This window comes from Candidatus Pseudomonas auctus (genome assembly GCF_048654275.1).
Lineage (GTDB): Bacteria > Pseudomonadota > Gammaproteobacteria > Pseudomonadales > Pseudomonadaceae > Aquipseudomonas > Aquipseudomonas pharyngis.
Genome location: NZ_JBJYZK010000014.1, coordinates 73,493 through 86,113, shown reverse-complemented (window position 1 = coordinate 86,113; position 12,621 = coordinate 73,493). Strand labels below are relative to the sequence as shown.

Sequence of the window (12,621 nt, the reverse complement as noted above, 5' to 3'; positions counted from 1 at the left end):
ATGAAAGATCACTTCGTGCAGCAAGATGCGGGCCGCTCAGGCGGATTGCAGGCATGCCGGCGGTCGCCGTTCGACCCAGCGGGTCAGCTGTTCATGGGCGTAGGCCAGTTGCAGCACCGCCCGATCCGCCTGGGCCGGGCCGATGATTTGCAGGCCCATCGGCAGCCCGGCCGGGTTGAAACCGACCGGCACGCTGATGCTCGGCAGCCCCGCCAACGTCGGGCCTATTACCACTTCCATCCAGCGGTGATAGGTGTCCATGGTCTGCCCGCCGACAACTCGCGGCCACGCTTGCTGTGCATCAAAAGGGAACACTTGGGCGGTGGGCAGCAGCAGGAAATCGTAACGCTCGAACAACTCGCTCAACGCGCGATACCACTCGCTGCGCGCGACCGACGCCTGATAGACCTCGGCAGCGGTCAGACGCAGACCGCCCTCGATTTCCCATTGCGCTTCGGGTTTGAGCAGCGCGCGCTTTTGCGGGTCGGCATAGGCCGCGCCGAGGCTGCCCTGAACCAGAAAATGCCGGTGCGTGAGCCAGGTCTGCCACAAACGTTCCATGGAAAAGTCCGGCTGACAGGCCTCAACGTGACAACCCAGGGTGCTGAAATCCGCCAGCGCCGCTTCGCACAGGCTCAACACACCGTCGTCCATCGGCAGATAGCCGTTGTAATCGCCGAGCCAGCCGAGGCGCAGGCCGTTGCAGTCCTGTTGCAGATCCAGGCCGAAGTCCCGTGGTTCATCGGCCAGCGACAGCGGCACCCGCGGATCGTAGCCGGCCTGGGTCGAGAGCAACCGCGCGACGTCGGTGACCGTGCGCCCCATCGGCCCTTCGGTGGCCAGTTGCTGGACGAAAACTTCCGGCATCGGCCCATGGGGCACGCGGCCTTGGGACGGTCGGAAGCCGAACACGTTGTTGAACGCCGCCGGGTTGCGCAGCGAGCCCATCATGTCACTGCCGTCGGCCACCGGCAGCAGGCGCAGGGCCAGCGCCACGGCCGCCCCGCCGCTGCTGCCGCCGGCGATCAGGCTCGGATCGTAGGCGTTGGTGGTGGTGCCGAACACGCTGTTGTAGGTCTGCGAGCCGAGGCCGAATTCCGGGACGTTGCTCTTGCCGATGATGATCGCGCCGCAGTCGCGAACCCGCGCCACACTGATCGCATCGTGCTGCGGCACTTGCTCGGCGAACAGCGGCGAGCCGAGGGTCGTGCGCAATCCGGCAGTGGCCGCCAGGTCCTTGATCGCCTGGGGCATGCCGTGCATCCAGCCTCGGGACTCGCCGCGATCCAGTTGCCGATCGCATTCATCGGCCTCGCGCAGCAGCACGTCTTGCGGGCGCAGCGAAACCAGCGCATTGACCGCCGGATTGAAGCGATCAATGTGCGTCAGGTAGGCCTGCATCACCTCACGGCACGACACCTTGCGGGCATGGATCACCCGGGACAGCGCATCGGCGTCGAGGGCGACAATCGGATCAATGGCCAACGGACTCACGGTTTCACTCCCAGGTTGAGCGCAACGGATTTCTTCGCGCGTGGTGCCTCCTGCAAACAGTAAGTACCGAGCAGGGTCAGCAGGCAAGCGAACAAGACATAGAACGACGGCGCCACCGGGGTGTTCAGAACTTTACTCAGCCAGGTGACGATCAGCGGCGCGAAACCACCGAACACCATCACCGCCACGTTGTAGGCTACCGACACGCCGGTGGAGCGCACCTCAATCGGAAACTGTTCGGCCAGCGCCGTCGGCGCCGGGCCGAAGAACCCGCCAATCGCCGTGCACAGCAGCAGTTGCATCACCAGCAGGCGCTCGATCGAAGGCGCCGCCGCGACCCACACATACAACGGATAAACCATGACGAAAAACGCCAGGGTGAAGGCCATCAGCACCGGCCGCCGACCGAGGCGATCCGACAGTGCGCCGGAGAATGGAATCACCACGGTCATCAGCGCTACCGCGAGCATCTGCACCAGCAGCACTTGATCCAGCGGCAGGCCGAGGTTCTTGTGGGCGAAGGTCGGCATGTTCACCAGCACCACGTAGAACGACACCGTCGCCCCGCACGCCAGGCCCATCGACACCAGCAGGCTGCGGCGATGTTCGCGCAGCACCTGCCACAGGCCCGGCGCTGCGCCTTTGGCTTTCTTGCGCGCTTCGAGAAATTCTTCCGGCTCTTCCATGTGCTTGCGAATCCACAAGCCCACCGGGCCGATCAACAGGCCGAGCACGAACGGAATCCGCCAGCCCCAACTGTCCAGCGCTTCGGGGGAAAACAGGTGCGTGACCAGCGCCACCATCGCCGCGCCGCTGAACACCGCCAGGCATTGCCCGACCAGTTGCCACGAGCCGTACAAACCCTTGCGATGGGCCGGCGCGCTCTCTACCAGAAACGCCGTGGCGCTGGCGTATTCACCGCCCGTAGCGAAACCCTGGAGCATCCGCGCCACCACGATCAGCAACGGCGCGCCCATGCCGATGGCGGCGTAGTTCGGCGCGAACGCGATAAGGGCGATGGACACGGTCATCAGGCGGATGATCATCTGCATCGCGGCTTTGCGCCCTTTGCGGTCGGAGTAGATGCCGAGCAGGATGCCGCCCACCGGGCGCATGAAAAAGCCGACGCCGAAGGTCGCCAGCGCCATCAGCAGCGAGGCGTAGTCGTCGTCGGACGGGAAAAACTGCCGGGCGATGATGCTCGCCAGAAAGCCGTAAACGATGAAGTCGTACCATTCCAGGGCGTTGCCGATGACGGCGGCGACCACTTGCCGGGTGCGCGAAACGCCTGCGTTCGAAGTCTGCATGGGGATTCTCCAGAAGCTGTGGGTTGACCACGCAGGCACGTGCGCACCTGCGTTCCAGCGGCAGCAAAAAGTGAAGAAATCAGGCCGGCTTGAGCCAGCTCTCGGTGAGCGCGCCCCAATACGCCGCGCCGGTCAGCAGAATGTCATCGTTAAAATCGTACGCCGGGTTATGCACCATCGGCCGCGCCACGCCGTTGCCGATGAACAGGTACGCGCCGGGGCAGCGCTGGAGCATCCAGGCGAAGTCTTCGCTGCCCATCAGTTTGGGAGTGTTGCCATCGACGGCATCGGCGCCCACCAGTTCGACGCCGACCTGACGAGCGAACTCGGTTTCGGCGGCGTGGTTGACCAGCACCGGGTAGGCCGGGCGGTGTTCGATGGTCGAGGTGCAGCCGAAGCTTTCGGCCTGGGACTCGATGATCGAGCGCACGCGGTCCAGTGTCTGAACGCGGACTTCGGCATTCAACGCACGCAGGCTCAGGCGCAGGATCGCCTGTTGCGGAATCACGTTCGCCGCTTCGCCGGCCTGCAATGCGCCGACCGTTACCACCGCCGCCTGCTGCGCATCGATATTGCGCGCGACCACGGTTTGCAAAGCCATCACCACACTGGCTGCGGCCACCAACGGATCCACCGCCAGATGCGGCATCGAGCCGTGACCGCCGACGCCTTCGATGGTCACCGTGAGCAAGTCCTGCGAAGCCATCATTGGCCCTTCGCGAAAGCCCAGATGTCCCGCCGGCAGGCCCGGCATGTTGTGCATGCCGAACAGCGCATCACACGGGAAGCGTTCGAGCAGGCCATCGGCAAGCATCGCTTCGGCGCCGCCCTGGCCCTCTTCGGCGGGCTGGAAAATCAGCGTCAGGGTGCCGTCGAACTGACGGGTCGCGGCCAGATAACGCGCCGCGCCGAGCAGCATCGCGGTGTGCCCGTCGTGGCCGCAGGCGTGCATGCAGCCTTGATGCCGGCTGCTGTAGACGACGCCGGTGTTCTCGATGATCGGCAGCGCATCCATGTCGGCCCGCAGCCCGAGTCTGCGTGTGCTGCTGCCGTTGCGCAGCACGCCGACCACGCCGGTCTTGCCGACCCCGGTGTGGACTTCATAACCCCACTCTTCCAGCGACCTGGCGACCAGCGCCGAGGTGCGGCTTTCCTCGAAACCGAGTTCAGGGTGAGCGTGAATGTCCTGGCGGGTGGCGTGCAGGTCGCCAGCCACGTCGTTGAGCCAGGCCAGAATGTGCTGATGTCGGGGCATGACGGTTCTCCTCGCGCGGGTGTTCCCGGTCTTTTTGTTCGGTGTTGTTTCACGACACGTGAACGGCAGGTCGTGCTCACCGCCAGATAACCGCGAGACACGCGAGAGGACAATCGAATGTGGTTCCACAGGGTGGAACCGGATCAGGGTTGCAGGCGACAGCCCTGGCGTTCGCCTAACCATTGGGCGCTGTTGCTGCGTCCCAGGCCGCTGGCGGTGACGATTTTTTGCGTGCGGTCATCGGTCAGTTCGCTGGGCAGCCACTGCTTCACGTAGCCCCGGCAATACTCGGCGTCGTTGTTCATGACGTAGCGGCACGAGCAATATTCCTTGGCGGTGTAGGCGCTGATGATGTCCGGGAAGGCCCACAGGTTTTCGCGCTCGTGCCAGCCCCAGCCCAACAGCACGATCAACAGCACCAGCAGGATGCGTCTGAACACTTTCATGGCCGCACCGCCCCGAGCACGCGCTTGAGCAATTCGTTGTGGCGATAGCTGCCGTCGCGGTCATCGGCGTAGCGCACGATCAGCAGTTTTTCGCTCGGGATCACGTACAGCGCCTGACCCCAGTGGCCGAGGGCGGCGAAGGTGTCGGGTGGTGCGTCGGGCCATGGCGAGGCGGCGCCGTCTGCCGGGCGATTGAGCCACCACTGGCCGCCGGGCACGGCTTCGTCCTGATGAGCCTTGTAGCCGGCGAAGGGTTGGCGGTTGAAGGCGACCCAATCCTTGGGCAACAACTGCCGGTCGTTCCAGCGTCCGTCCCGCTCCATCAACAGACCAATTCGCGCCAGATCCCGGGCCGTCATATAGGCATAGGAGGAGGCGACGAAGGTGCCCGTCGCGTCGGTTTCCCACGTGGCATGGCGTATGCCCAAGGGATCGAAAAGCGCTGTCCACGGATAGTCCGGATAACGTTGCGGACCGACGATGGTCTTCAGGGCTGCGGCCAATAGATTGCTGTCGCCGCTGGAGTAACGAAACGCCTGACCCGCTGGCGCGTAGCTGTCGTGATTGGCGGTGAAGGCGGCCATGTCGCGGTGACCACGGGTGTAGAGCATCGCCACCACCGAGGATTTCAGCGGGGCGTATTCGTAGTCTTCCTGCCAGTCGATGCCGGAGGACCAGTGCAGCAGATCCTTGATCGTGACGGCCGGGTGTTTTTCCAGCACCGGGTAATATTTCGCGGCCGGGTCATCGAGCTTGAACAGGCCTTCGCCGTACGCCACGCCGAGCACCGTGGCCATCAGGCTTTTGCTGATCGACCAGGTCAGGTGCGGGGTGTCGGCGGTGGTCGCGGCGGCGTAGCGTTCGTAGATGAGCTGGCCGTCGCGGATCACCAGCAAGGCGTCGGTGCGGATGCCTTTGCGGGTGCTGTCATCGCGGGTCGGGAAGGCATAGGCCTCCAGTGCCTCGACGGCTGGGCCGGTGAGTTTCGCGCCGGTCGGCCATTGCTCGCCCGGCCATTGTTCGGCCTGAACCGTGAAGCTGATCAGCAGCAGAAACAGGGACAGGCCTTTGAACATGGTGAGAGCTCTGGGGATGAACCTGAGAAGACTAGCCGGCGTTCATGACAGATGTGTTTTGGTTTGCCGCCAACGCCTTGGCCAGGCGTTTGGCCCGCGCACCCGCCGCCAGTTGCATGACCGACTGATCGCGCTGCCACATCGCCGCCCACTCAGGATCGCCGTTGCGCAGGGCCTGATCGACTTCCGTTTTAAGCCCGTCGAACTGCGCAAACAAACCACCGAGCAACACATGCCCGGCGGGATTGTTCGGCGGCTGGCGACTGACCTCCGCGCACCCGGCCAGCAGCGCCAGCAAGCGCAATTGCAGCAGCTGCGGCCAGCCGCTGTCCTGACCGACGCCGTACAACCACGCGGTCATCGTGCTCAATACGTAAACGTCTTCAAGGGTGCGGAACGGTTTGACGTAAGCATCCCAACCGTCCCCGGCAAGCAACTCGCACAATGCATCGTCGAGATGCAGCCGGCCATGGCTGATGTCCGGCATCAACGGCAGCGCCGGGAGTTTTTCCACCCGCACGCCGGGTTCGCCGGGGTACACCACCGCCAGACTCAGGCGCGGTGATTCGCCGGGTTGTTCACTGCGCGCGGCGATCAGCAGCCAGTCCGCCGCATCGCCGGCGGTGACGAAATCCTTTTGCCCGGTGAGGCGCAGATCCGTGAGCCGGGTCTGCATGTCCGCCGGGCGCAGACTGCGCTGCTCGGTCGCACACATCGCGCCGAGGCTCGGCGGCGCGCTCGGCCAGAGCATGCGCAACGCCGCCTGATAACCCACCAGAAACGCCAGCCCCGGCGTCGCCATTCGCCGCCCTCCCGCCACCGCCAGTTCGAACGGCGTCACGCTGCCCAGTTGCTGCAGCAACGTGGCGAAGCCCTCGGCCAGATCGGCAACGGCGGGCAGGCGTTCGCGACATTCAAGCAGGGTCAACCAGGTCATCAGAGGCTCCTCGTGGGCTGTCATATAAGCATCACCAAACATTCATGGCGATGACACCGGGGCTACATAGCCTGACTTTGCACAACACGGCTGCATAAAGAAAGTCGATCGGCTGCAACCCATGACGGGTTCAAGGCCCGTACGGAGATTCACATGACTCAGATCGCCCGCATCAGCGACACCGGCAATGAACGCCGCCTGCAAGCCGAACGCCTGATCGGCGCCGAGGCCTTGCAGCAAGCCCAGGCCTTGCGCTTCAACGTGTTCAGCGGCGAGTTCAACGCCAAGCTGAACGGCGCGGAGCTGGGTCTGGACATGGATGACTATGATGTTCACTGCAGCCACATCGGCGTGCGTGACCTGAACACCGGCCGCCTGGTGGCGACCACCCGTTTGCTCGATCACACCGCCGCCAGCAGCCTGGGCAAGTTCTACAGCGAAGAAGAATTCAGCCTGCACGGCCTCGCGCATCTACAAGGCCCGATCCTGGAAATCGGCCGCACCTGCGTCGACCCGGCCTACCGCAACGGCGGCACCATCGCCGTGCTCTGGGGCGAGCTGGCCGAAGTGCTGAATCAGGGCGGCTACAGCTATCTGATGGGTTGCGCGAGCATCCCGATGCAGGACGGCGGCATACAGGCCCACGCGATCATGCAGCGCCTGCGCGAACGCTATCTGTGCACCGAACACCTGCGCGCCGAGCCGAAGAATCCGCTGCCAACTCTGGATATTCCATCCAACGTGATCGCCGAAATGCCGCCGCTGCTCAAGGCCTACATGCGCCTGGGCGCGAAGATCTGCGGCGAACCGTGCTGGGACGAAGACTTCCAGGTCGCCGACGTGTTCATCCTGCTCAAGCGCGACGAACTCTGCCCGCGCTACGCCAAGCACTTCAAGGCGGCCGTGTGATGAGCCGGCTGCGGGTGTACGCGCGGATCGCGCGAGTGCTGCTGGTGGTGACGCTGGGCCTGAGCATGGCCGGTGTCTTCGGAGTATTCGAACGGCTGGGGCTGGCTCATTCGATGGAGCGTCGGCAGCGCTGGTCGCGGTTTTTCATGGCGCGTCTGAGCAATGCCCTGCCCTTTCGCGTGACCGTCCACGGTGAGCTGCCGAAACAGCCGATGCTGTGGGTCAGCAACCATGTGTCGTGGACCGACATTCCGCTGCTCGGCATGCTCACGCCGCTGTCGTTTCTGTCCAAGGCCGAAGTGCGCACCTGGCCGGTGGCCGGCTGGCTCGCGGCGAAGGCCGGCAGCCTGTTCATCCGTCGCGGTTCGGGCGACAGCCAGCTGATCCGCAAGCAGATGACCCGTCACCTGCAAACCGCTCATCCTCTGCTGATGTTCCCGGAAGGCACCACCACCGATGGTCGTTCGCTGCGTACCTTTCACGGCCGCCTGCTGTCGGCGGCGATTGATTCGGAAGTGAAGCTGCAACCGGTGGCGATCCGTTATCTGCGCGACGGCAAGATCGATTCGCTGGCGCCGTTCATTGGTGACGATGATCTGCTGTCGCACCTGATGCGCCTGTTCAGCAATGACTGCGGCGATGTCGAAATCCATCTGCTCAAGCCGATTGCCTGTCAGGGTCGGGAGCGCGCGGCATTGGCGTACGAGGCCCAGCAAGCGGTGCAGAAAGCCTTGTTCGGTGATGTGCTCAAACCGGTCGAAGCGCAACACGCGGGCGATCTGATCGCAGCCTGATCGGCAACGTCTATCTACAGCTGCCGGCCGGCAAAGTCCTGCAGCTGTGGGTAGAACAAGCGGAAGTCTTCGCTCAACGGTTCATACAACCGCCGCAATTCCTCCATCGCCCCCGCCAGTTCTTCAGGCCGGGTCAGGCGCCGGGAGATCCCGCGCAACACCTGCTCCAGCACTTCGAATTCCTGATACGAACCCAACCAGTCATTGGCGACCATGTGCGGGGCGATCTTCGCCAGGCGGTCGGGCAATTGCCGCTCGCTGGACAGCACGCGGTAAACGTCGGTGGTGAATTGGCCGAGCGGCCGATCGGCGTACTGCGTCCAGTCGCGGGCCAGGCAATGGTCGAAAAACACGTCGAGGACGATGCCCGCGTAACGGCGGCGAGTCGTCGAAAACCGCGCCAGCGAGGCATCCACCAACGGATGGCGATCAGTGAACACATCGATTTGCCGATGCAGGGCAATCGCCGCTTCGATCTCCGGGTCGAACTGCCCTTGCAGCCGCCCTTTGACGAAATCGCCATACAGACTGCCGAGCAGTTGACCGGGGCGCTGGCCACCGAGGTGTAAATGTGCGAGATAGTTCATGGGCGCAGCTTAGCACCGCGCCCGCGGTTGTTTACACCTCACATATCGTTATAACCCGATATACCGATTTAAGCGGTCGTCAGATCAAATTCATATTGGTGTATCGCGAAGTACCGATATAAAGTTCGCCTCATCGCGATATAACGCTACACACATCACGAGCACCCAGCCATGAACATTGACCTCGACGAAATAATAAAAGCCCTGGCACACCCAGTACGGCGAGACATCCTCAACTGGCTGAAAGACCCGAAAGCCCAGTTTCCGGAACAGATCCACAACCACGAGTACGGTATCTGCGCCGGGCAGATCGATCAACGCTGCGGCCTGTCGCAATCGACCGTTTCCGCCCACCTGGCCACCCTGCAACGGGCCGGGCTGATCAGCAGCCAGAAGGCCGGCCAGTGGCACTTTTTCAAACGCAACGAGGACGTGATCCAGGCGTTCCTCAGCACCCTCAGCAAAGAGCTCTGACCCTTAACGTCAGCCAGCCAAAAGGACCAGACAATGCCCCTCTCGCTACTCATACTCGCCTTGAGCGCCTTCGCCATCGGCACCACCGAGTTCGTCATCATGGGCCTGCTGCCCAATGTGGCGGCTGACCTCGGTGTGTCGATCCCCGGTGCCGGCTGGCTGGTGACCGGTTACGCCCTGGGCGTGGCGATTGGTGCGCCGTTCATGGCAATGGCCACTGCAAAACTGCCGCGCAAGGCTGCACTGGTTACGCTGATGGGCATCTTCATTATCGGCAACCTGCTCTGCGCCATCGCCACTGATTACAACGTGCTGATGTTCGCCCGAGTGGTCACCGCCCTCTGCCACGGTGCGTTCTTCGGCATCGGTTCGGTGGTCGCGGCCAATCTGGTGGCACCGAACAAACGCGCCTCGGCCGTGGCCCTGATGTTCACCGGCCTGACCCTGGCCAACGTGCTGGGTGTACCGCTGGGCACCGCCCTCGGTCAGGAAGCCGGCTGGCGCTCGACCTTCTGGGCAGTGACCGTGATCGGTGTGATCGCGCTGATCGGCCTGATCCGCTTCCTGCCGGCCAAGCGTGACGAAGAAAAACTCGACATGCGCGCCGAACTGGCCGCGCTCAAGGGCGCCGGCATCTGGCTGTCGCTGAGCATGACCGCGCTGTTCGCCGCCTCGGTGTTCACGTTGTTCACCTACGTCGCACCGCTGCTGGGCGATGTCACTGGCGTCTCGCCCCGTGGCGTGACTTGGACCCTGATGCTCATCGGCCTGGGCTTGACCGTCGGCAACATCATTGGCGGCAAACTGGCCGATAAAGGCCTGGCCGCGACGCTGATCGGCGTGTTCATCGCCATGGCCGTGACTTCCACCGTCCTGACCTGGACCAGCATCGCGCTGATCCCCACCGAAATCACCCTGTTCCTCTGGGCTACCGCGTGTTTCGCTGCCGTGCCGGCTCTGCAAGTGAACGTCGTGACCTACGGCCAGGCCGCACCGAACCTGGTGTCGACCCTGAACATCGGCGCCTTCAACGTCGGCAACGCCCTCGGCGCCTGGGTCGGCGGCAGCGTCATCGCCCACGGCTACGGCCTGACCAGCGTGCCTCTCGCCGCCGCAGCGCTGGCTGTCTTGGCCCTGCTGGTGACCCTGATCACATTCCGCCAGAACGGTAATCCCGAGCTGGCCACCGCTAACTGATTCACTCACTTACCTCACGAGGGTTGTATCTCATGGCAACAATTTTCGATCCGATCAAACTGGGCGACCTCGAGCTGTCCAACCGCATCATCATGGCGCCGCTGACCCGCTGCCGCGCCGACGAAGGCCGCGTACCCAACGCGCTGATGGCCGAGTACTACGTACAACGCGCCTCGGCCGGCCTGATCCTCAGCGAAGCCACGTCGGTGACCCCGATGGGCGTCGGCTACCCGGACACCCCGGGCATCTGGTCCAACGACCAGGTGCGCGGCTGGACCAACGTGACCAAGGCCGTTCACGCGGCCGGCGGCAAGATCGTCCTGCAACTGTGGCACGTCGGCCGGGTCTCCCACCCGTCGTACCTGAACGGCGAAGCGCCAGTTGCCCCGAGCGCCATCCAGCCAAAAGGTCACGTCAGCCTGGTTCGCCCGCTGGCCGACTATCCAACCCCGCGTGCACTGGAAACCGCTGAAATCGCCGACATCGTCGACGCCTACCGCGTCGGCGCGGAAAACGCCAAGGCCGCCGGTTTCGACGGCGTGGAAATCCACGGCGCCAACGGCTACCTGCTCGACCAGTTCCTGCAAAGCAGCACCAACCAGCGCACCGATATCTACGGCGGCTCCCTGGAAAACCGTGCCCGCCTGCTGCTGGAAGTCACCGACGCCGCGATCGAAGTCTGGGGCGCCGGCCGTGTTGGTGTGCACCTGGCACCGCGCGCCGACTCCCATGACATGGGCGACGACAACCTGGCCGAGACCTTCACCTACGTCGCCCGCGAACTGGGCAAGCGTGGCATCGCCTTCATCTGCTCCCGCGAGAAAGAAGGCGCCGACAGCCTCGGCCCACAACTGAAAGAAGCCTTCGGCGGCGCGTACATCGCCAACGAGCGCTTCACCAAGGACAGCGCCAACGCCTGGCTGGCCGAGGGCAAGGCTGACGCCGTGGCATTCGGCATCCCGTTCATTGCCAACCCGGACCTGCCGGCCCGTCTGAAGGCCGATGCGCCGCTGAACGAACCGCGGCCAGAGCTGTTCTACGGCAAGGGCCCGGTCGGCTACATCGACTACCCAACGTTGTAATCACTACGCCTTGCAATTCAAAAGCCCCGGACTCGTAAGAGCCGGGGCTTTTTGTTTATCAGGGGGGGCGACTACTTGCGAAATAAACCATTACATAGCTCGCATGCACATCGACCTTGGTACTGTTATTTTCGCACCCTCCAACTAAACAAAAAGAGAAACCGTCATGAATGACACAACAAACAACACCGCTTCAAAAGACGAAAACAATCATGAAGAAACTCAAATCAAAACATTCGAAAACACTACTCTAAACTCCATTTTATCAAGCTCAACCTATTTAATTAATCCAGTCGCCGCTGGTATTTTAGGTACTGTGCTTTCCAGCATCACCGACGACGAACCCACCAAGACCACTAACCACTCAAAACCCGAAGATGAATTCAAAACCGTTATCAAAAAAGCTCAACAACACGAAGAAAAAACCTGGAATACGATTAAACACGAAGGCAATAACAGTATTCTGATCAATATCTACAACGGAACCTCGGAAAAATTTTCACTCACCCAATGCAGCTGGGATACCAGTGGATTCCAAGGAGAGGATCTGGTCATCCACCCGTGGAAATACATGCAGTTCATACTACGCAGCACGCCTCCAGCGATTTCTGGTGGGGCGAAACGGCGCAGATCCACCCCCGTCGGACATGCGTTTACTTACTCCGGTGAAAAACAGGCCTTTCATTTCACAACCTCAGTAAAGTTAACGGCCCCCTATGAACCGTTCGCCTTTGACACGAAAATAATCCCCAAACGCGAACATAACGTTCGTTCTATTGGCAAAAAACCACTGACCTGCGAATCTCATATAACCCGGCAACAGCCCGCTCGCCCTTATAGCTATGCCATAGTGATCAACTTAGGTTAAGTACGACCGCCGCCCGTATAACCAATTATTGGGCTGTCGGGAACTGAGATTACATAGTTCGCAACCATTCAAGTAAAAAGATTCCTTTGTTCGTAAAGCGGTATGCACTCAAGGATGCTCCACGGTCGGCCACATCGACTACCCGACAGTATTCGTCAATTACAGAAACACGAAAAAAGCCCTGGACTCGAAAGA

At 62.3% G+C, this 12,621-nt stretch carries 13 protein-coding genes; 6 read left to right on the top strand and 7 right to left on the bottom strand.

Annotated elements, in window-relative coordinates; translation table 11 throughout:
- Window positions 1-36: 36 nt before the first annotated feature.
- The 6 genes from ACKUG4_RS22660 to ACKUG4_RS22635 all read right to left on the bottom strand — a co-directional run bounded on the left by ACKUG4_RS22660 (window position 37) and on the right by ACKUG4_RS22635 (window position 6,515).
- Window positions 37-1,494, bottom strand: coding sequence for an amidase (locus ACKUG4_RS22660; protein WP_445434872.1), 1,458 nt, complete (start codon window positions 1,492-1,494; stop codon window positions 37-39).
- Window positions 1,491-2,801: a citrate-proton symporter gene (locus ACKUG4_RS22655; RefSeq protein WP_103386920.1), complete on the bottom strand. Its 1,311-nt coding sequence runs from the start codon at window positions 2,799-2,801 to the stop codon at window positions 1,491-1,493. The genes ACKUG4_RS22660 and ACKUG4_RS22655 overlap by 4 nt, the downstream gene beginning before the upstream one ends.
- Before the next feature lie 79 nt (window positions 2,802-2,880).
- The gene (locus tag ACKUG4_RS22650; RefSeq protein ID WP_236191646.1) at window positions 2,881-4,056 is read right to left on the bottom strand and encodes a M20 aminoacylase family protein; all 1,176 of its coding nucleotides are present in this window, start codon (window positions 4,054-4,056) and stop codon (window positions 2,881-2,883) included.
- A gap of 143 nt (window positions 4,057-4,199) precedes the next feature.
- On the bottom strand, window positions 4,200-4,502 hold the full coding sequence (locus ACKUG4_RS22645) for a hypothetical protein (protein WP_039771461.1): 303 nt from the start codon (window positions 4,500-4,502) through the stop codon (window positions 4,200-4,202).
- Window positions 4,499-5,578: a serine hydrolase domain-containing protein gene (locus ACKUG4_RS22640; RefSeq protein ID WP_445434871.1), complete on the bottom strand. Its 1,080-nt coding sequence runs from the start codon at window positions 5,576-5,578 to the stop codon at window positions 4,499-4,501. The genes ACKUG4_RS22645 and ACKUG4_RS22640 overlap by 4 nt, the downstream gene beginning before the upstream one ends.
- A gap of 31 nt (window positions 5,579-5,609) precedes the next feature.
- Window positions 5,610-6,515 carry an acyl-CoA dehydrogenase middle domain-containing protein gene (locus ACKUG4_RS22635; RefSeq protein WP_445434870.1) on the bottom strand — a complete coding sequence of 302 codons (906 nt, stop codon included), beginning with the start codon at window positions 6,513-6,515 and terminating at the stop codon, window positions 5,610-5,612.
- 153 nt (window positions 6,516-6,668) lie between these two features.
- On the opposite strand from ACKUG4_RS22635, the gene olsB reads away from it, so the two are divergent.
- Together olsB and ACKUG4_RS22625 are read left to right on the top strand one after the other, a co-directional pair.
- Entirely contained in the window at window positions 6,669-7,424 is a 756-nt protein-coding gene (gene olsB, locus ACKUG4_RS22630; protein ID WP_445434869.1) for an L-ornithine N(alpha)-acyltransferase, read from the top strand.
- Complete coding sequence (locus ACKUG4_RS22625; protein WP_445434868.1) at window positions 7,424-8,218, top strand: lysophospholipid acyltransferase family protein; 795 nt, start codon at window positions 7,424-7,426, stop codon at window positions 8,216-8,218. Before olsB ends, ACKUG4_RS22625 begins: the two co-directional genes overlap by 1 nt.
- Window positions 8,219-8,232: 14 nt before the next feature.
- Here the strand turns inward: ACKUG4_RS22625 and ACKUG4_RS22620 are convergent, their stop codons facing one another.
- Window positions 8,233-8,805, bottom strand: coding sequence for an acyl carrier protein phosphodiesterase (locus ACKUG4_RS22620; RefSeq protein ID WP_445434867.1), 573 nt, complete (start codon window positions 8,803-8,805; stop codon window positions 8,233-8,235).
- Window positions 8,806-8,976: 171 nt separating this feature from the next.
- On the opposite strand from ACKUG4_RS22620, the gene ACKUG4_RS22615 reads away from it, so the two are divergent.
- The 4 genes from ACKUG4_RS22615 (at window position 8,977) to ACKUG4_RS22600 (ending at window position 12,426) form a co-directional block, all read left to right on the top strand.
- A complete protein-coding gene (locus ACKUG4_RS22615) occupies window positions 8,977-9,279 on the top strand; it encodes an ArsR/SmtB family transcription factor (protein ID WP_007957866.1) in 303 nt (100 codons plus the stop codon).
- A gap of 33 nt (window positions 9,280-9,312) precedes the next feature.
- Window positions 9,313-10,476, top strand: coding sequence for an MFS transporter (locus ACKUG4_RS22610; RefSeq protein ID WP_011332833.1), 1,164 nt, complete (start codon window positions 9,313-9,315; stop codon window positions 10,474-10,476).
- A 32-nt stretch (window positions 10,477-10,508) separates the two neighbouring features.
- A complete protein-coding gene (locus ACKUG4_RS22605; protein WP_445434866.1) occupies window positions 10,509-11,558 on the top strand; it encodes an alkene reductase in 1,050 nt (349 codons plus the stop codon).
- A gap of 166 nt (window positions 11,559-11,724) precedes the next feature.
- Complete coding sequence (locus tag ACKUG4_RS22600) at window positions 11,725-12,426, top strand: hypothetical protein (protein WP_064593996.1); 702 nt, start codon at window positions 11,725-11,727, stop codon at window positions 12,424-12,426.
- The last annotated feature ends 195 nt before the right edge of the window (window positions 12,427-12,621 follow it).

Coding starts and splice junctions, on each gene's coding strand:
- ACKUG4_RS22655 (WP_103386920.1), bottom strand. CDS start 2,801: ATGCAGACTTCGAACGCAGGCGTTTCGCGCACCCGGCAAGTGGTCGCC.
- ACKUG4_RS22650 (WP_236191646.1), bottom strand. CDS start 4,056: ATGCCCCGACATCAGCACATTCTGGCCTGGCTCAACGACGTGGCTGGC.
- ACKUG4_RS22645 (WP_039771461.1), bottom strand. CDS start 4,502: ATGAAAGTGTTCAGACGCATCCTGCTGGTGCTGTTGATCGTGCTGTTG.
- ACKUG4_RS22640 (WP_445434871.1), bottom strand. CDS start 5,578: ATGTTCAAAGGCCTGTCCCTGTTTCTGCTGCTGATCAGCTTCACGGTT.
- ACKUG4_RS22635 (WP_445434870.1), bottom strand. CDS start 6,515: ATGACCTGGTTGACCCTGCTTGAATGTCGCGAACGCCTGCCCGCCGTT.
- olsB (WP_445434869.1), top strand. CDS start 6,669: ATGACTCAGATCGCCCGCATCAGCGACACCGGCAATGAACGCCGCCTG.
- ACKUG4_RS22625 (WP_445434868.1), top strand. CDS start 7,424: ATGAGCCGGCTGCGGGTGTACGCGCGGATCGCGCGAGTGCTGCTGGTG.
- ACKUG4_RS22620 (WP_445434867.1), bottom strand. CDS start 8,805: ATGAACTATCTCGCACATTTACACCTCGGTGGCCAGCGCCCCGGTCAA.
- ACKUG4_RS22615 (WP_007957866.1), top strand. CDS start 8,977: ATGAACATTGACCTCGACGAAATAATAAAAGCCCTGGCACACCCAGTA.
- ACKUG4_RS22610 (WP_011332833.1), top strand. CDS start 9,313: ATGCCCCTCTCGCTACTCATACTCGCCTTGAGCGCCTTCGCCATCGGC.
- ACKUG4_RS22605 (WP_445434866.1), top strand. CDS start 10,509: ATGGCAACAATTTTCGATCCGATCAAACTGGGCGACCTCGAGCTGTCC.
- ACKUG4_RS22600 (WP_064593996.1), top strand. CDS start 11,725: ATGAATGACACAACAAACAACACCGCTTCAAAAGACGAAAACAATCAT.